The 17934-nt window shown below is 70.1% G+C and carries 14 protein-coding genes; 6 read left to right on the forward strand and 8 right to left on the reverse strand.

Annotated elements, in window-relative coordinates:
- Nucleotides 1-125 precede the first annotated feature (125 nt).
- Nucleotides 126-512: a hypothetical protein gene (locus AB0447_RS14605; protein ID WP_366476983.1), complete on the forward strand. Its 387-nt coding sequence runs from the start codon at nucleotides 126-128 to the stop codon at nucleotides 510-512.
- Nucleotides 513-742: 230 nt separating this feature from the next.
- Here the strand turns inward: AB0447_RS14605 and AB0447_RS14610 are convergent, their stop codons facing one another.
- From AB0447_RS14610 to AB0447_RS14625, 4 genes are all read right to left on the reverse strand, one after another.
- Entirely contained in the window at nucleotides 743-889 is a 147-nt protein-coding gene (locus AB0447_RS14610; RefSeq protein WP_366476984.1) for a hypothetical protein, read from the reverse strand.
- Nucleotides 890-1131: 242 nt separating this feature from the next.
- A complete protein-coding gene (locus AB0447_RS14615) occupies nucleotides 1132-1617 on the reverse strand; it encodes a GNAT family N-acetyltransferase (protein ID WP_366476985.1) in 486 nt (161 codons plus the stop codon).
- A 407-nt stretch (nucleotides 1618-2024) separates the two neighbouring features.
- The gene (locus AB0447_RS14620; protein WP_366476986.1) at nucleotides 2025-5033 is read right to left on the reverse strand and encodes an FG-GAP-like repeat-containing protein; all 3009 of its coding nucleotides are present in this window, start codon (nucleotides 5031-5033) and stop codon (nucleotides 2025-2027) included.
- Nucleotides 5033-7969, reverse strand: a complete 2937-nt coding sequence (locus tag AB0447_RS14625) for a VCBS repeat-containing protein (protein WP_366476987.1) — start codon at nucleotides 7967-7969, stop codon at nucleotides 5033-5035. Before AB0447_RS14625 ends, AB0447_RS14620 begins: the two co-directional genes overlap by 1 nt.
- Nucleotides 7970-8466: 497 nt before the next feature.
- On the opposite strand from AB0447_RS14625, the gene AB0447_RS14630 reads away from it, so the two are divergent.
- The 4 genes from AB0447_RS14630 (at nucleotide 8467) to AB0447_RS14645 (ending at nucleotide 11100) form a co-directional block, all read left to right on the forward strand.
- The gene (locus tag AB0447_RS14630) at nucleotides 8467-8955 is read left to right on the forward strand and encodes a hypothetical protein (protein WP_366476988.1); all 489 of its coding nucleotides are present in this window, start codon (nucleotides 8467-8469) and stop codon (nucleotides 8953-8955) included.
- Nucleotides 8956-9052: 97 nt separating this feature from the next.
- Complete coding sequence (locus tag AB0447_RS14635) at nucleotides 9053-9205, forward strand: hypothetical protein (protein ID WP_366476989.1); 153 nt, start codon at nucleotides 9053-9055, stop codon at nucleotides 9203-9205.
- 9 nt (nucleotides 9206-9214) lie between these two features.
- Nucleotides 9215-9781: an Imm21 family immunity protein gene (locus tag AB0447_RS14640; RefSeq protein ID WP_366476990.1), complete on the forward strand. Its 567-nt coding sequence runs from the start codon at nucleotides 9215-9217 to the stop codon at nucleotides 9779-9781.
- A gap of 1103 nt (nucleotides 9782-10884) precedes the next feature.
- Complete coding sequence (locus tag AB0447_RS14645; protein ID WP_366476991.1) at nucleotides 10885-11100, forward strand: hypothetical protein; 216 nt, start codon at nucleotides 10885-10887, stop codon at nucleotides 11098-11100.
- 218 nt (nucleotides 11101-11318) lie between these two features.
- Here AB0447_RS14645 and AB0447_RS14650 read toward each other — a convergent pair whose 3' ends face one another.
- From AB0447_RS14650 to AB0447_RS14660, 3 genes are all read right to left on the reverse strand, one after another.
- Nucleotides 11319-13073, reverse strand: coding sequence for a VCBS repeat-containing protein (locus AB0447_RS14650; protein ID WP_366476992.1), 1755 nt, complete (start codon nucleotides 13071-13073; stop codon nucleotides 11319-11321).
- Between the two features lie 781 nt (nucleotides 13074-13854).
- Nucleotides 13855-14157 carry a hypothetical protein gene (locus AB0447_RS14655; protein WP_366476993.1) on the reverse strand — a complete coding sequence of 101 codons (303 nt, stop codon included), beginning with the start codon at nucleotides 14155-14157 and terminating at the stop codon, nucleotides 13855-13857.
- Between the two features lie 517 nt (nucleotides 14158-14674).
- Nucleotides 14675-15208, reverse strand: a complete 534-nt coding sequence (locus AB0447_RS14660; protein WP_366476994.1) for a hypothetical protein — start codon at nucleotides 15206-15208, stop codon at nucleotides 14675-14677.
- Nucleotides 15209-16222: 1014 nt separating this feature from the next.
- Between AB0447_RS14660 and AB0447_RS14665 the strand changes: the two genes are divergently transcribed.
- On the forward strand, nucleotides 16223-16849 hold the full coding sequence (locus AB0447_RS14665) for a hypothetical protein (RefSeq protein WP_366476995.1): 627 nt from the start codon (nucleotides 16223-16225) through the stop codon (nucleotides 16847-16849).
- A gap of 390 nt (nucleotides 16850-17239) precedes the next feature.
- Here the strand turns inward: AB0447_RS14665 and AB0447_RS14670 are convergent, their stop codons facing one another.
- Nucleotides 17240-17812: a GNAT family N-acetyltransferase gene (locus AB0447_RS14670; protein ID WP_366476996.1), complete on the reverse strand. Its 573-nt coding sequence runs from the start codon at nucleotides 17810-17812 to the stop codon at nucleotides 17240-17242.
- Between the last annotated feature and the right edge of the window lie 122 nt (nucleotides 17813-17934).

Genomic DNA, 17934 nt, shown 5'->3' on the forward strand with positions numbered 1-17934 from the left:
CGTGATCTTGCCACGCGTTGATCTTCTCGGGCCTCACATATCGGACGACGTGATATGTCCGGCCCTGAGAGACAGGATCCAATGCCTCTATGTGGGGCCGGGAAGAATGCCTGAGGTCGCTTGCCGTGTACTCCATCACGAAGAAGATCGCTGCGGGGATCGGAACAGCGGCCGCCGCACTCGGCTGCGTCGTCGCCGCCGGACCGCCCGCAGCGGCTGAGGGCAAATGGTGCAATAACTCTGTCTGCATCGAGACCTACGACCATGGCACCTACCTGGGCAGGGTCGAGGTGTCGGTCACCAACACCAACCAGCCAAACCGCATCCACGCCCGCGTGTGGACCACCAACGGCTGGAGCGCTGACACCAAGGTCGAAGACGTCGCCAAGTTCAGGACCTACCGGGACCAGGCATACCCTCAACGGCACTTCCCTGCGGGCACGCGGCTCTGCGCGGAAGGGTTCCGCGGGGGTTCCAGCGTGGGCCTGGCCTGCGTCACCATCACTGAATGACCCGCCCTCACACGTTCACTTGGAAATGCGTAGTCAGCACGGAAGAGGGGCCACACCCAACTACGGCGCCAATTCACACGGGTCCGGGTCGCTGGACGGTCAGGTGTTAGGGGAGTAGCCAGGAAGGCCGTAGGGGTCGCATGGCGCATCGGGTCGATACATCCCTGAGTTCCAGGGGCCCCTCTCCTCACGCGCCGGCGGCGTATCCGGATCCGAATACCGAGGGTTTCTCAGTCTCCGATGAAGAGCAGGTAGCCCGAGCGGCGGATCGGCTGGTGGCTCTGCTCGACGATGTGCCTCACCACAGGCGTCTGCTCCTCTTCCGGAAGCTGCTCGAGTTCGAGGACGAGACGCTCCAGTTGGGGGGTGTTGAACATGGTCAGATCGTACGGCGACATGCACGGTCACCACGATGGTGAGGTAGTGGGTTTCCGTGACCATCCAGATTGCGGAGGCTGAGCGCGTCGCGCGCCGCCAGGGTCAAGAAACCGAACCGGGCGGCTCTGCCGAACGAGTTCGGTCACGGAACTTGACCTCATTCATAGTCGAGGGTGAAGGCAAGCGCCGTGACTGCCGTCGTTGCCGGCGTCCGGCCGATCGCATTGCCCCCCGAGGCGGGTCAGGCGGTGGTGGCCGCGGTGGCGCTCAGAGCGACGACGATCTCCTCGTCCTCGAAGTCGCCGGTGGGCTCGAAGCCCAACGACTTGTAGAGGACGGCGGCGGGCGCGTTGTCCGGGTGGTACGAGAGGCGGACCTCCCGGCAGTCCGGCAGGGCCGCGAGGCGGCGCAACAGGGTTCGCACCGCGGCGCGGCCGACGCCCTTGCCCTGCTGGTCGGCGTTGACGATCATGCCGCCGATCCAGTGGGTGCCGTCCTCGTCGTCGTACGCCCACATGACGTGGCCCACGACCTCGTCGCCAGCCCGGACGGCCAGGGAATTCCAGAGCCCGCCGCGCGAGGAGAGCAGCAGATAGCGCGCGCCGAGAGCGGCCACGAAGCGGCGCTGATCGTCGGCAGGGGCCACGTCAGCGACGTTCCGCCAGTTCTCGTCGGTGATTTCCTCGAGCACCACGCGCCGGCCCTGACGGTCAGTGAATTCCATCATCCGTTCCGTTCTTTCGTTTGACGTCGTATTCATCATCCATCCGCGACGGACGGCCTCGGGGCCCGCCTGGAACGTGCTCTGCGCGTTGAACCTCTTCATCAGGTCAGCCATCGTGCGCCGCACGGTCCGGATGAAGACACCCATCCGCGTTCGACTCGGCGGGCGACGCCCGCGTCGTTCGCGGGTGGCCGCCTCGGCGGTCGGCCGCCCTGTCCGTGCCGGCCTGAGCCGAGGACCCCGGCGGCAAATGTGCCGCCGGGGTCCTCGGCTGTTCACGGTCGTGCTGCAGTACCGCACCGCCCGCCATTCGCACCGGCAGCGGTTGTCCTCCTCGGGGCTGGGCCCGACGCGGAGCCCTGCGGCCGCGAGCGCCTCCCCGCCGGGCGACAGCTCAGAAGATCAGGAGATCAGGAGATCCCCTTGTAGCCGCCGAAACCGGTGGCGATCTTCACGGTGGCCTGGAGGCCGCCCTTGCCGTCGCCGTTGTTGCGCAGCAGCTCGCCGGCCGCGTTGCGGGACACGATGTCGGCCTTGCCGTCGCCGGAGATGTCGCCGACGCCGATCAGCTGGACCCGGCCGGCCGCCCAGCCCGCGCCGTTCACCTGGACACGGGCCTTGAACGTGCCGTTCCCCGCCCCGTCGAACCGCCACAGGGTGTTCTTGTCGTCGACCGCGAGGAGGTCGCCCTGGCCGTCGCCGTTCAGGTCGCCGGCGCCGAGCAGCTGCTTGTACGCCTTCCAGCCGCCGGACACCTTCAGGCCCGACTTGAGCCCGCCCTTGCCGTCGTGCGCGAACAGGTACAGGTCGCCGGTGGTGGCCTGTCGACCCAGCAGGTCGGGGCGGCCGTCGCCGGTCACGTCCCCGGCCGAGGTCAGCACGTCGTACGCGTTGAAGCCGGTGCCGAGCCACTTCGAGCCGGTCGACGGCGTCACGGCCGTCCCGCACTTCGGCTGGTACGAGCGGAGCGTGCCCGCCGAGTTCCTTACCAGCACGTCGTTGCACCGTCCGCCGTCGACGTCGCCGAACGGAATGACGGTCGAGGTCGTCGGCCAGCCGGCACCGGTCACCTTGGGTCCGCCGAAACCGCCCTTGCCGTCGCCCTGGTGGAAGGTCAGCGCGCCCTTGGCGTCCAGGGTGACGAGCTCGCCGAAGCCGTCCAGGCCGGCGAAGTCACGCCGCTGCTCGACCCCGGCGGCGTAGCCGAACGAGCCGGTCGCCTTCAGATCGGCGGCCCCCTCGGCAGCGGGCTTGGCCGTCAGCGTCCACACGTACTCGCCGATGGGCACGAGCTTGCCCGCCTCGTCCTTGCCGTCCCACGTCAGGCGGATGTAACCGCGCGCCTCACCGCCCTTGAAGGTCCGGACAACCGTGCCGCCGGCCTTGCGGGTGAGGGTGAGGGTCCACGAGGCGGCCGGCTGGTTCAGCCACCAGCGAGGCACCCAGTAGTTGTACCTGGGCGTCTCGACGATCCGGTCGTACGAGGAGAGGGCGGCCGCCGGAACCCCGGCATCCACCACGTGCACCGCCTGCGAGGCGTCCACGTAGCCGATCCGGCCGGACTGCTTGTCGACCGTCCAGCCCTCACCGGGACGCACGTTCACCGGCGTGCCGATCCGGCGGGCGCCCGGCGTCCCGCGGAGCGCGGTGGAGTTGAGAACGCCGTCCTTCTCCCAGGCGACGAAGCCGTTGCCGAGCCGGGCGCTGTTGTGCGCGGGCATCGGCGTGGTCAGCTTCGTCGCGGTGTCGTACACGCCCGAATCCGCGTCGCACTTCCAGTAGACGGAACTCGCCCACGCCTGAAGCGACGTGATGTCACAGGCGGCAGTGATCGCCTCCGTGCGGACCACCGAGCCGGTCCGCACGTCCACGGCCTCCAGCACACCCGTGGACTTCTCCCGCCACACCCAGGACCCGGACAGGGCGAACACCCCGTCGGCCGCCGGAATCGGAGCCGTGCCCAGCTTCCACTCGGACAGGTTGTAGGTCTGGACGGAGGTCCGGTCGGGGCTGGTCCAGGCCACGTACTGCCCGGACGTCTGGACGCTGCCCCGGACCTTGGAGAGCCTGCCGATGTCCGAGGGGGAGGTGCTCTCCGCGTCCATGCGCCCGAAGTTGCCCGAAGCTGCCTCGGCCACCAGTCCGCCGTCTCCCGTGGGCAGCAGCTCGGGGCAGTACGCGGTCCCGCAGCCACCCGGGAAGTACTTCTGGAAGGCGGCCCCGCGGGACGTCCACGTGCCCTCCGCGGGTGCCCCGCCGGGAGGCATCACGTACTGGCTGAGCGTCGGCTGTTCCAGCGGGTACCGGTCGATGGTGTGGACCCGGCCGTTGTCCATCGCGATCCGGACGACCCGCTGCGTGACCTCCGGCAGGACGCTCCGGCGGACGACGGCCCGTCCGTCCTCGCCCCGCAGCACCCCGTAGACGGCCAGGTCACTGCCGGACAGCGGTCCGGTGGCCACGACCGTTCCGCCGGGGGCGCCCTTGACCGAGGTCGCCTTGTCGACCAGCACCCGGGGCGCACCGCCGTCCAGCGGCAGCGCGTACAACTTGCCGTCGGCACCCAGCTGCACGGCGTCGCTGCCGACGACGCCGCCGAGGTTGCCGCCGGAGTGCAGGTACGCCTCGTTGAACTGCTTCGCGGCCTCCGGGGCCACGGATCCCTTGGTGTCCCACACCTTGAACCACCGGACGAGGGTGTCGTCGGTCCGCTCGGAGGTCACCAGCCAGTCCCCGGCGGCCCACGCCGACCTGAGGTGGGCGGCGTCGCGCATCCCGCCGTCACGGCCCACCCAGGTGTAGTGGGTCCCGGCGCCGGAGGTGTAGGTGGAGAGCAGCACACCGTGCCGGGTGACGGCCTCCGCCTCGTCCAGGTACGTGCCCGGGGCCCGGCCCGCGGACCGCTCCACCTGCTGCCCGTTCTCCACGGTCAGCCAGCGCAGGTCGACCTGGCCGCTGGGGATTTGGGTCGTCGTGAGGACGGCGTCACCGGCGACGGCCACGTACGACTGGCCCGCGGGCACGGAAATCTCGTACGAGGACCCGTTCCGCATGTCGCGGAAGGCGACGGCCGTCCGGCCGTCCCTGGATCCCACGAAAGCGACCGTGTGCTCCCCTGCCTGCTGGGGTGTGCCGGGGAACGGCCCCACCGGCCTGGCCTCGTCGCTCCCGTAAGCCGTCCACAGGTAGGTGCCGGTCGCGGGACCCTTCCGCAGGAACCCGTCGGCGGTCATGGCCACCGGGGCCGCGTGGGGCTCGGTCAGCTTCCGGGCCGGGACCACGTACTCGGCGGCCGGGGCCGGATCCTCCGCGGCGACCGCGGCTCCGGCCGCCGAGGTGAGCGGTATCGCGGTGGCGACCGCGGCCACCACGGCGGTGGCGACGGCGGTCCGCCGCAGCGTGCTGTGCTTCGTGCGCATCAGTGGATCCCCTTGTAGCCGCCGAAACCGGTGGCGATCTTCGTCGTGGCGAGCAGCCCGCCCTTGCCGTCACCGCTGTTGCGCAGCAGCTCCCCGGCAGCGTTCCGGGAGACGATGTCCGCCTTGCCGTCAGCGGTGATGTCGCCGACGCCGATGAACTGCACCCGGCCGTTCGCCCAGCCCGCCGCGTTGACCTGGGCCCGGGGCCTGAACGTGCCGTCGGCCAGGCCGTCGAACCGCCACAGCGTGTTCGCGGCGTCCACGGCGAGCAGGTCGCCCTGACCGTCCCCGTTCAGGTCACCGGCACCGACCAGCTGCTTGTACGCCTTCCAGCCACCGGAGACCTTCGTCCTCTGCCCGAAGCCCTTGCCGGTCCAGCGGTGCAGGTAGAGGTCGCCGGTGGTCTTCTCGCGGGTGAGGAGGTCCTTGCCGCCGCCGGTCGCGATCAGTGCGTCGTACGCGTTCCAGCCCGTGCCGAGCGAGGTCTGCCGGTTCTCCGGGCCGGGGGTCATCGCCCTGCCGCACCACTGGTAGTACGCCTTCAGCTCGCCGGAGGCCAGCCGCACGAACATGTCGTTGCAGTGGTCGTAGTCCAGCTTGCCGGCCGGGATGAAGGTGGCGTCCGTCGGCCAGCCCGCTCCGGTGACCTTCGCACCGCCGAAGCCGCCGTTGCCGTCGGCCGCGTGGAAGGACAGCCCTCCCTTGGCGTCCAGGCTCACCAGGTCACCGAGGCCGTCGTACTCCAGGTAGTCGCGGTCCCCCGGCCGGCTGGTGGTGATCGCCACCGAGCCGGTCTGCTTCAGCTCGGGGCCCTGGCCATCGGCGGGCTTCGCCGTCAGCGTCCAGTCGTAGAGGCCGTTCTGCTCGTTGCCGACCTGCCACTTCGCGCGGACCGCGCCACGTGCGTCGGAACCGCCGAACTCCTTGACCACGAGGCCGGTGGCCCGGGAGCGGATGGTGAGGACCCACGAGGAGGCAGGCTTGTTCAGGAACCAGGCGGCCTGCCACTCGCCGTCGAGCGTGCGGTTCTGGACCGTGGCGGTGGCCCGGTCGACGGCGGACAGGTTCGGCTTCGCCGCGATGCCCGCATCGACCACGCGGACGTTGTGTCCGGCGTCGCGGTAGGCGATCCGCCCGGAGTACCGGTCGACCGTCCAGCCCTGGGCGTAGCCGGCATGGGCCAGCTTGCCGATCGTGCGGGTACCCGTGGTCCCCCGCAGATCGGTGGACTTCACGACCCCGTCCTTCTCCCAGGCCACGAAGCCCAGCCCGAGCCGTGCCGTCCTGTGCGCCGGCAGCGCGACCACGTTCTTCTTGGCCGAGGTGTCGTACACCCCTGCCTTGGCGTCGCACTTCCAGTAGACCGACGTACCCCAGGCATCCAGCGCCTTGATGTCGCAGTCCGCGACCTTCTCCGTGCGGACCACCGCACCGGTGCGGACGTTCACGGCCTCCAGCAGACCCGCGGACTTCTCCCGCCACAGCCAGTACCCGGACAGCGCGAACGTCCCGCCGGGCGCGGCGATGGTCGGGAACGTCCTCCGCGCGTCGAGGTCGTACACCTCCGCCGTGGGCTGGGTCTGCCCCCGCTTCAGGTAGGCGATGTGACGGCCGGACACCTGCGTGGTGCCCTCCTGGAGGGAGGACGGGTAGGACGGGTCGGCCGGATAGAGGTAGTCCTGGCCCGCCCTGGCGAAGTGGGCGTTCCGGTCGGCGAAGACCACCCCGCCGTCGCCCGTGCCGGCCATGGGCAGGCAGCCGGCCGCGGAGCACTGACTGGGGTCGGCCCAGTCGAGGCGCCACGTCCCGGGGACCCAGGTGGCGGCCCGCGGCTGCCCGGTGGACGGCATCAGGTACTGGCCGAGCAACCCGTACTCCTCCCCGGTTCCGAAATGGGCCGTGAACAGGCGCCCGTTGTCCATCGCCAGGCCGCTGATCTTCCGCGGCACCTGCGGAGCGTCGAGCAGCGTCTTGACCACGGCCTTGCCGTCGGGGCCCTTCTCGACGAGGTGGATCCCCTGGCTGCCCCCGCGGGCCGTGCCGACGACGACGATCCGGTCACCGGGCAGCGCGTGGCTCCAGTTGGGCCAGCCCTCGAACAGGTCCCGGCTCGCCGAGCCCTTCAGGGGGACCGCGGACCTCGTGTGGATCAGCTCGTTCCCGACGATGCCGTGGACGGTCCCGGTGGTGAAGTGCCCGTCCTTGGCGTCCAGGGATCCGCGGGTGTCCCAGACCGTGTAGTCCGGGTAGGTCTCGCCGGTGTCGTGGTCCTGGTGCGAACCCACCTCGATGAGGGCGTCGCCGCGCAGCAGGCCCTTCCGCGCGGCGCGGACCTTGCCCGCCGGGGTGACGAAGAAGTAGTCGTCGCCGACACCGAGTACGGCCCCGGAACCGCTGTGGCTGACCAGGGAGGCCCCGCCCGGCGGCAGTACCGTGATCGGGCTGTCCTTGACCTGGCCGTTCTCCAGGCTGAGCCAGTGCATCAGCGTGCCGCCGGTCCCGACGGTGGCGCTGAGCACGGCGTCTCCGACGACCGCCTGGAAGGTGTGGCCGGCCGGCAGGGTGAGCACCGACTCGGCGCCGTTGCGCATGTCGCGGAAGGTCACGGCCGCCGGAGCGGAACCCGTCGCCGTCTTCACGAACGCGAGGGAGTTCGGCCCGGCCTCGGTCATGGTGGTGCCGGACGGCACGACCAGCGGAGTGCCCGTGGTCTGCCCGTACGGTCGCCAGACGAGGCTGCCGGGAGTCTGCCCCTTCAGCACATAGCCTGACGAGGCGGCGAGGACCGGGGTCCAGGAGTGGTCCGCCTCCATCCGGGCCGGGATGACGTACTCGGCGGCGGCGGCGGACGCGGCCGGCACTTCGACGGCGACCACGGTGGTGGCAGCGGTCAGCGGGACGGCGGTGGCGAAGGTCGCCACGACGGCGACGGCCACGGAAGTTCTGCGTAGCAAGGTTCCCCCTGGAATCAGGCTCATGAGGGGCGAGCGCACGCGTGCAGCGTGCGGCGCCGCAGGGTCTGACTCACGCGGAACGCCCAGGGATGTACACCATCGAGAAAGTGATATGTGACTTTCCGCTTCCTCCCGTTTGGGAACGCAACGGGCCCGTACGGCACGGGAGGCGGTACGGGCCCGGCCCGGGTGGCGGAGGGCCGGGGAGACCCCACGGGCCGTGCCACCGTCCGGTCGACACACCGCACCCGTCGGGGGACGATGGAGCCCTACGGCCGTCCAGGCGATGGCAGGACCACAGCGTCCGGCCGGCGGCTGCCCGGTGAGCGTGGCGGCCGCCGGGCCAAATAGCCGGGGACCTGCTCCCGGCCGGAGCCCTACCCGTCCGGCACCGTCGCGTACAGGCGACGGCAAGGGCAGGCCGGTGGTGCACGGGTCCACGCCGCCTTCGGCCAAGAGCCCTGACGAGGAGAAGCACCATGCACCGACGCGCGCGCACCACCACCGCTGCCGCCGCCCTGATCGTGCTGGGCGTCCCGGCGCTCGCGGCGGCGCCGACGACGTTCGCCCAGTCCCTGGCCGCGCCCACCGCGACCTGCACCGTGTCCGCCGCCGACTCGGCGGACCGGGTCAGCGTTTCGGGCGAAGGGTTCACGGAGGGGCAGGCCCAGTTGTCCTCGCCGGGCGCGGGCACGACGTCCTTCAACGTCCCAGGCGGTGGCTCCTTCCAGATCGGGGACAAGACCGACGACAGGTACGCGGTGACACAGGCGGGCCGGACCACCGTGTGCACCGGGGGCTCCGAGCCCGCCGCCACCCCCGGCACGACCTACAAGGCGGGTCTCACCGCCGGCTGGGACGCCGTGCGTGAGGGCTGCGACGCCCGGCCTCCGGCGTCGGCGAACCAGGCGTTCTCGGACGGCTGGAACAAGGGCGCCGCCGTGGCCAAGGAAGTCTTCTGCCCGTGACGGCCGAAGGACAGGCCTCGGTCAGAGCGGATTCCGCGACGGTCGTCCGCGCGCAGAGCACAGAATGCCGTCGTAGTGGAAGTGCCACACCCCTCCGGTGAGCTTGCAGCCGTTCCTCGCCCCCGCTTCCCCGGCCCAGGCTGACGAGGTCACGTCGGTCGAACGCGTCGCCTGCCACCGCCGCGTGAGCTGGATAGGGCGGATCGAAGCGGTCCCCCGCCGTCGTCCCGATGTCACCACCCCGCTGTAGCTTTCCCGCATGGTCAAATACGGGAACGGGGAATGGGAGTGGACCGAGTCCGGGGGAGGGCCGCTCATCGTGGTGCCCGAACAGGTCCTGACGTCCTGGCAGGGATGCGACTTCGAGTCGACCACGAGCGACGACGACTACAGCAGGGCCTGCGAGGTCGAGGGCTACCTCGGTGTGATCCCCGTCGGGCGCGCGGAGGCCCTGGTTCTCGGGGAGCCCTGGTCAACCACCTACGTGCCCGACCACGGCTGCTTCGTGCGCTGGATCGGCGCCGACTCGCAGGACGCCATGCTGGACAGTGTCGAAGAGGCGCTTGAGGCCGCGTCGTGGGAGGCGGAGGTGCTCTGGGAGGTTCCGGGCCCGGTAGTCCTGCTGGACTCCGGCCGGCCCGGCGTTCCCGGTCCCGACGCCGAGTTCGACGACCTCGACCGGCTGCGCATCGACCTGGAGGCGGGGCGCTATCTGGTCCGCGCTGCCCATGCCAAGCCCGCGCCCAGGACGACCATGGTCCTCGTCGGGCTCACGCGGCTCTCACCGGACGAGCCGGGAGTTTCGCCGGGGGACATGACCGAGTAGAACAAGGCCCTCCATCATAGTTGTCCGCCCCTCCGCCGTCGCGATCCCCCTTGACTTGCTCAGGCGCCCGCGACCGGTTTCCCGACCCGGTGGCGGCCGCCGAGGAGCAGTTGCCGCACGGCCTGGTCTTCGATGGCGAGCTGCCGCTGTGGGACGCGGAGGCGGGGCGGTCGTCGTTCGAGGCGTTGCAGCGCCGGGCCGCCGCCCGTGGCCGTAGCGCCGCGGGCCTGGCCGGGCGGTGGCCGGCCTACTTCTCTTGGGTTCGACGAGTTGCAGCCGGACGGCCAGGAGCTGTTGACCCGCCCGTACAAGAAGCGGTGCGCACTGCTGGAGGAGCTGTTCACCGACCACGCCCTGACTGCCCCGTCGGCCCTGTGCTTCCCGATCTGGAAGTCAAGAGGAGTGCACTCCTGTCGGCGGCGCGGCCGTTGTCGACGCCCGCGTGTACGCCTGCTCCTACCGGATTTGCACCTGTGCCTACGGGGGTTTCATGTCCATGGAGGTCCCACCGCCCGGCCCGCCGCCGCCCGGACATGTTCACCTGCCGCCTCCGCCTCCGCCGGAGGAGCGCCTGGCGAAGGCTTTCGCATGCTCCTGCCTCGGCGGCCTTGTCGGCATGTTGCTGGTCTTCTCGGTGATTCTTTTCACCGGTCACTGGATTTGAACAGCAGCGAGCCATACGTGCTGCGCATCACCGCTACCTGAGCCCCTCAGCACTGTCACAAGGCGATAGACGGGGCTCAGCAGGCGCCCGGAGGACCCGTACAGGCCTTTGCCTCTGGGGCCGTGGCCCAGGGTGCGCCAACGGCGGGCCGCGGTCCGCCCTGCGGGCCCTTCGAGTGAACCGCCGGGCGCCTTCGGCGAGTTCACCGGAGATGCGGTCCGCTGTGCGGACCATGCCGGATGCGCCGGCCGGCTCAACTGCGCCAGGCCGTCGTCCAGGCCGCGAGCGGGACCCGACGGGCAGATCCCGGAGCCCTGTTCGTAGTCACCGACCCCGGATCCGTCCGAGGACGAACCTGCCACCGACGTGCTGCCTGGTCCGGCCGGACATCCGCGGTTGAAGGATCTGTGGCGGTATCGGGATGGTCCGGTCCCAGTGCTTGGAGTTGCGCCTCGAGCAGTTCTTCGAACGCGTTGGCCGCACCCGCCGCGTTCCCCGCTACGCCCCGCCAGTACGCGAGGTTTCCCCGGGTGGCGAGAGTGCGGGGGTGGTCCGGGCCCAGGCGGTGGAGGTACCGTTCCGGCTGCTGGGCGAACGCGTGCGCCAGGCCGGCCGGATTCGCTCGAACGGCATGTTTCTGTCGTACTCCGGCTGACTCCCATCACGCCCTGCTCGGCGAACCGGGCGCCATCACCCGCTTCCAGGCCGGCGCTCGGGCGGCGTCGCGCGGCTGGCTCTGAGGCCCGGACGGTGCACGGGCCGCCTCACGGCCGCCGTGCCGGAACCGGGTCGCGGACGCGGGCCCGCCCCCGCCGGCTGATGCCGGTGGGCGGGCCCGCGCCGTCGCTCCTCGCGGCCTGGCGGCCGCGGGGCTCAGAGCATGTTCTTGTAGATGTTCCAGCCGGTGCCGAACTTCACCCGGGCGGCGAAGGTCGCGGTGCCGGCGTTGCCCGTCGAGGTGTACAGGTACATGTCGCCGTTCGCGAGGCGGGCGAGCACGTCGCCCTTGCTGTCGCCGTCGATGTCACCCGGCACGACCAGCATGTCGTACACGCCCCAGCCGGTCGCGATCTGCTCCCGGGCAGCGAACGGCGCGGTGGCCGTCCCCGTGCCCTTGTAGAGGAACAGTCGGCCGGAGGTGTCCCGGGCGAGCAGGTCGGGCCGCCCGTCGCCGGAGTAGTCGCCGGCGCCGACGAGCGAGTTGTAGCCGTTCCAGCCGGTGCCGACCTTGATGCGCGTGCCGAGCTTGGTGTACACCGCCCCGTCGCCGGGGTGCAGCCACAGGACGCCGGCGGAGTCGCGGCTGAGCAGGTCGCCCTTGCCGTCGCCGGTGAGGTCGCCGGGGCCGACCATCAGGTTGTAGTTCCACGTCGTGCTGACCTTCTGGCCGCGGATGAACAGGTCGCTGCCGATGTTCTGCACGTAGCTGGCGTGGTTGTGGCTGTTGAGCGCGGTGGCGTACGTGTTGCGGGACCCGGGCGTCTCGGTGCCGGCGTTGGTCGGCGGCGACAGGTAGTCGCCGTTGGCCAGGGCGTAGTACTTGGCCAGGGTGTTGTTGGTCTGGGTCATGAGGTTCTGACCCTTGCCGTAGAGCTGTGTGGTGCCCGCGCCGACGATGAACTCGTTGCGTTCCCACCCGCTGCCGTAGTACGTCTTCGCGGCGAACTTACCGCCGCCTATCGACTTGTAGAAGTACTGCAGGCCGTCGCGGTTGCGGGCGATCAGGTCGCTCATGCCGTCGCCGTCGACGTCGTCCGGGCCGGTGATCACGTTGTACGTGTTCCAGCCGGTGCCGACCTTGACGCGGGCCTTGAGCGGGGCGCTGGCGCTGCCGGCTCCCTTGTGGAACCACAGCTCGCCGGTCAGGGTGCGGGTGATGACGTCGCCGAGGCCGTCGCCGTCGACGTCGCTGGCGCCGACGATCTGGTCGTAGATCCCCCAGCCGGAGCCGACCTTGGCCCGCGTGTTGAAGGGCTTGCTGACGGTTCCGGTCCCCGTGTAGAGCCACAGGTCGCCGGCGTGGTCGCGGGCCAGCAGGTCGGGGCGGCGGTCTCCGGTGATGTCCCCGGTGGCGATGAGGCGGTTGTACTTCTGCCAGCCGCCGCCGGACCACAGGGGCGCCGAAGTGGACTTCAGGCCGGCCTCGTAGAGCGTGAGGACGCCGTCGAAGGAGAGGGAGAGCAGCTCGGGCTTGGTCGTGCCGCCCACATCGCCCACCGGCAGCAGATCCTTGAACGAGGCTTCGGGGTCGGTCTTGTAGATCGCGTAGTCGCTCCAGGCCTGGATCGACGACAGGTAGACGGCCGTCTCCTGGTCGTACTCCATGACGATCATGTCACTGAGGCCGTCGCCGTCGACGTCGTGCCGCGGCTTGGCAGCGGCAGCCACCCGCGCGGACGGCGTGGCCCGGCCAGGCATGACGACGGTCGGGTGCGCCCCGGCTCGGCGCGGCGCGGCATCGGAGGCCGACTCCGGTATCGAGGCGGTCGCAGGCCGCGCGACGGCGGAGCCGGGCGCGCGGTGCTGCGGGGCGGCAGTGCTCGGGGCGGCGGCGAGAGCGCCGGCAGCCAGGGCGAGTACGCCCCCGGCGGCCAGGAGGCGCAGCCGTCCGCGGTGCGGTGTAGTCAAGATCCCCCCTGAGGATCGAGCCGTGGGGGGCCCACCCGGGCACGTCGTGCTCTGTGACCGGGAACACGCGTCCGTGCGTGAACGGTCCCCCACTTCCGTCCGTGCAGCGTACGTCGGACCACTGACAGCGGAGGGGTCACGCCGCGCCGACTCCCTTGCGCGGGAGGTTGGTTGGTGAGCCGAGGCGATCGGTTCGTGTTGGTGGGGAGCCCAGCCGCAGGACACCGTCAGCGCCACCACCGCTATGAGAGCGATTGAGCGCCGCAGCTGTCGGCTCACACCAACCGCTCCCGTACCCCCGGGCAGCCGCCCTGCTCACGGCCTCATCGGCCGAACCCCGAACTACTTGCAGACGAACTCTGCTGCTGAAAGTGAACGAAGCCGCTAAGGCCTTGCAGTGACCGCGGCCGGTCTGGGCGAGGGCCTCGGCGAGCTGGTCGTGGTTCATGGGATGCCGGCCGCGGCCGCCTTCTTGCACAGCTCGGCCTTCGTCGACGGCATCAGCTCCCGGCCTTTGGCCGTCGCGCCGGAGCCCGCCCGCTTCTGTATGTGCCGTGCACCAACTGGTCCCGGCGGTACGTCGTGCGGGATGCCTCGCCCCCGGGAGGGGCCACGGCTCCGCCCCGGTCGACCCCGGGCCTGTCCGCCGGCTCCCCGGCCGTCGCGCTGATCGCGTCGACCGAGGTCTTCCGCCCGGCCGGGTAAGTCATGCTGCGGCGCCGGTTCCCCTCCCTGTCGAACGGCGAGGGGGACCGGCGCCGCTCTGCCACCGGACGTGGCGCTACTGGATGAACAGGCTCATGCCGGGGGCGGGGCGGAGGAGCTGTCCCGGCAGGACGACGCCCGTCACCTGCCCGTCACAGTGGGGCCCCGACCATACGAAGGCGGCCTCGTCCGTCAAGTTGGCCACCTCCGAGGGCACGAAGTCGCCCAACGGGTAGCAGCCGGACGGGTCGTGCACCGGGGCCCGATCGATGAACAGCACCCCGTTGGCCGCCTGCGCCGTACCCGGCGCCGCCAGCGTCAGCGTCAGCGCCGCCGCGCACGCCCCCAGTACCCGCGCCACGCGTCGTGTCTCGCGCATCCCGGTCCACCTGCCTCTTTCATCTTGCCGCAATCATTGCCGTCACGGAGAGTAGGACAACGCTACTCGCTGTGAGACGGTGTGTGTGTGGGGGTGAAACAGGGGGCGCGTGAAGCGCCAGGAGACCCTCGCTGTGCCGGCCGTGTCCGGCGCGGCGAGAGGGCCGGCCTGCTTGCTGGTGTCCTGAACGTGGACCGGATCGCCGACAAGGCGCCCCACAGCGCCGACTCGTCTGGTTGATGCAGCACTTGGGGCTTTCCGAGTTCTCCGCCACCCGCTCCTGCCGAGGGTCCTCGTCGAGGTCGGCCCGTTCGGCGAGGCGCTTCTCGTCCTGATCGTCATCCAGCTCGCCCTCGCGTGGCCCTGCATGCTCGGGCCACGCACCAGCCGCCGGACAGAAGGTCTCTGACGCTGCGACCACCCCGAATGGGCCGGGAAGGCCGTGGCCCGCCTGTTCCGCCTGGACGCACCCGTAGGCCGCGCGATCGTCTTCACCGGTGCGACGCGCAGCCCGGCCTCACCGCGACGAGCCGGGGATGGACGGGGAGGGAGCGAAGTGGAGCTTCTGGGGGCCCTTCCCGTCGTCCTTCCAGTCGAGGAACAAGATCACGTCGGTGAAGAGGCGGTGACGGTTGGACCAGCGCGAGGAGTAGGACGCGGGGGTCGCGGACCCGTCCTTCGCCTTGTTCAGACGCTGGGCCAGGTCAGTGCGCTTCGTGACGGCCAGGCCGCCCCCGACGATCATTGCCGTAACTTCGACGTTCGTGCCCGTCGCGTTGAAGATGGGGCCCCGGCCGGTGGAGGCTTCTGGCACGTCCCATGAAACCGTCGCCCAGTGCCGGATGTCCGCGCCGGACTCGGTCACACAGGCCTTGACGGTGAAATCCCAGTTGTCCGGCCAGGGACCACTGTAGGCAGGGTTGTCGATGGTCTTGGACGACACCTTGCACCGCTCCACCGCGTGCGCAGGGCTGATCCCCGCGGCGCCCGCGATGACGGAGGCTGCCACCATTACCGCCGAGAGCCGCCGGGTGGGGGTTGCCATGAGCATGAGGTGTGCCTCCAATGGTCGATTGACCAGGTCAACGAGACGGCACCGAGAAGGAAGCGCACCCCCGCCGGCCCGGCGCAAGCAGCCCTGCGACGGCGCCGATCACCGTCACCGGTTCCTCGACCGATCCCAGCATGGAATCGCCCGCCCCCTGGGTCCTCGCCGGACCAGGGCGGACCCCGTGGCTGCGTAGGTTTCAAGCGAGAGCACTCGTTGATCGGTTTCGGCATCACGAGTGGCCGGACGAGCGCGCGAATGTTGGTGAGAAGTAGGAGCACTCGAAGCGGCGCGGGCTCGCAGAGATCGCGTGCGGGGGTTGTGCGGACCGTGGCAAGATGCCGGCATGTTGATCCGAAAGGCCGATGCCGCGTAGGCGTCCGAAGAGGCTGCGCGCGAAGCGTTGGCGGTCCAGACGAGGTGTCCCGGTTTGCCGGATCCGCGGTGTGTCCGCGGCGACTCGCGTAGCGATCCGGAAGTTGGAAGAAGAGCGTCTGTGGCCGGGGGATGTGGCCGCGGCCCTGGCGGAGTGCCGGTGGTATCTGGGACAACCAGGGCGCGTTCTGCCAGATCCGGTGGTGGGCTGCGACTGCTGTGATCCGCTGTTGGCGCGAGACCGTCTGGAGGACGTGCTGCTGTGGCTTCCCCGTGGTGCTCGGACTGACCTCGGCAGGCTCGTTGCCGTGTTGGATGCCGAGTTCGACCGCAGGGCCGTCTCCCTCAGCTCTCACCTCATGCTGGCAACTCCGTTCAGTGCTTGCGGGTACTGGCACCAGCGGTTCATGGCGAACTGAGGGTCGGGGGGTTCCTCAACGCTCAGGCGTCGACGAACTCGGGGCCGACGGCCTCACCTCTGCATTGCGACATGTGTTCGACCCGTCTCGCCGAACTTTGACGACTCTCATCAGAGTTCGACCGCCTGGCTCTTGAGGCTGCGATCCGAGAATCCCCGCGCGCGACGGGGTGGATCTATAGGATCGACATCCATTGATGATCTTGAAGTGGAGGAGCTGAACGATGCCTGCCATATCCAGCCCACCGCGCCTCAACACGGCGCTCGCCCAGGCCCTGGGTCCTTACCTGCCCTACGAGACGGACTTGGTCTTCGAGCTGTCGGACCCGGCGACGCTGGTCCGCCCAACGGTAAGCATGGCCCTGGTCGAGACCTCTTTGACCGCCGACCCCCAAGCCCGCCCGGAGCAGCGGTCTGCCTATATCGGGGCGCTGGACTACGTGATCACGTACTGGAGGCCTGTCGCGGAACGGGACCGCGGATCGTTCCTCGACGGGTCTGTGCTGGTTCCGTTGTTGAATGGCCTGCTCCGCGCCCAGCCGCTCCAGGGCATCGCCAACTCGACCACCCGGGTCCTGTCCTCCGAGGACCTCTCCCAACGGGCCTCCCGCCTCCTCCAGGAGGCCGGCGTCGACTCCGTCGCTCCCTGCCTGCGGGTGCGGATCACGGCACCGATCGATCAGCTGGGGCTGGCCGAGGAACAAGACGTCTCCGGCGAGGTCTCTGAGCGGCTGCACACCATGGGCCTGACGCTGAACGCCACGGACAGGCAGCGCGCTGCGGAGTACCTCCAAGAACACCCCGACGCCACCGGAGAGCAGCTCATCGGCTTCCTGACCTCCGACTCGTAGAAGCCGGCCTGCCCGGCACCAAGCTGACCTCCCGGGATGGCCACGGCCACCGTGCTCCCCCCTGCTGCGGGATGCCCGGTGGCCGACTCGACGGGAACCCCGCGGTTGCCGACCAAGTGCAGTCAGCGCAATCCCGGGCGGTCAAACTCCGATGAGACTCGTCAAAGTTCGGTGAGACGGGACAGCCGGGGTCGCCACCAAAAAGAGGTGGGCTTGGTCGTCGATACGGCCGAGCGCGAGCCACTCCTGCGCTACGCCGCCGACTGCCCGAACACCACCCTCGCCTACGCCCCGGCGGAATAGCCGACGGCGGCACAGATACCGACAAGGAGGCATGTAGCGTGCTCGAGACCTCAGCAGCCACGGCTCTGGAGATCCCTCCTGTGCCGGTCAACAGGCCTCTGCGGCCATGTCGCCCGCCTGATGCCGGGTCAGCCGCCAGATTAGATCCTCGCCGGTCTCGGCAGGGGCGAGGCGCTCGGCGGGGCGACGCAGGTGTTCGGTGAAGCCGAGGCGGGCCGGGACGGCGCCGCTGGCGCGGTTGGCCGGGTCATGGATGACCTCGACGTACTCGACGCCGGGGAGGAGGAAGGCTTGCGCGACCAGAGCACGGGCGGCTCGGGTGGCCACTCCGCGGCCGGTGGCGCCGGGATGCAGCCAGTATCCGATCTCGCGGCCGTCGTCCGGGGTGTCGTCGCGCCGGAGGAGCCAGCAGACGCCGACGATCGTGCCGTTCAGCGCGATCACGTAGGTGAACTCCTCACCACTCGCCCAGCGCTCCGCGCGGTGGGCCAGGAAGTCGGCGGTCTTGGCCGGGCTGTGCTCGGCGACCCAGGCCATCCACGGGCGCAGGTGCTCCAACGACTCTTCAATGACCCGGAGGAGCTCCGGAAGGTCTGTCTCGCCCTTGAAGCGGCGCAGCGTCAGGTCGTCCAGTTCGATCGCCTGCTGTGGAAGGTCCATGCCAGGAGGATCGTACGCGACCGCTTCCGTCGGCAACGGGATTGCGGACTCCGCGGCCCCGCCGGCAGTCGTGCCCGTTTCAAGAGTCGACTGAGTACAGGATGGCCGGGTTCTGCGACGTA

The organism is Streptomyces sp. NPDC051211 (assembly GCF_040689505.1).
In the GTDB taxonomy this organism is placed as follows: Bacteria; Actinomycetota; Actinomycetes; order Streptomycetales; family Streptomycetaceae; genus Streptomyces.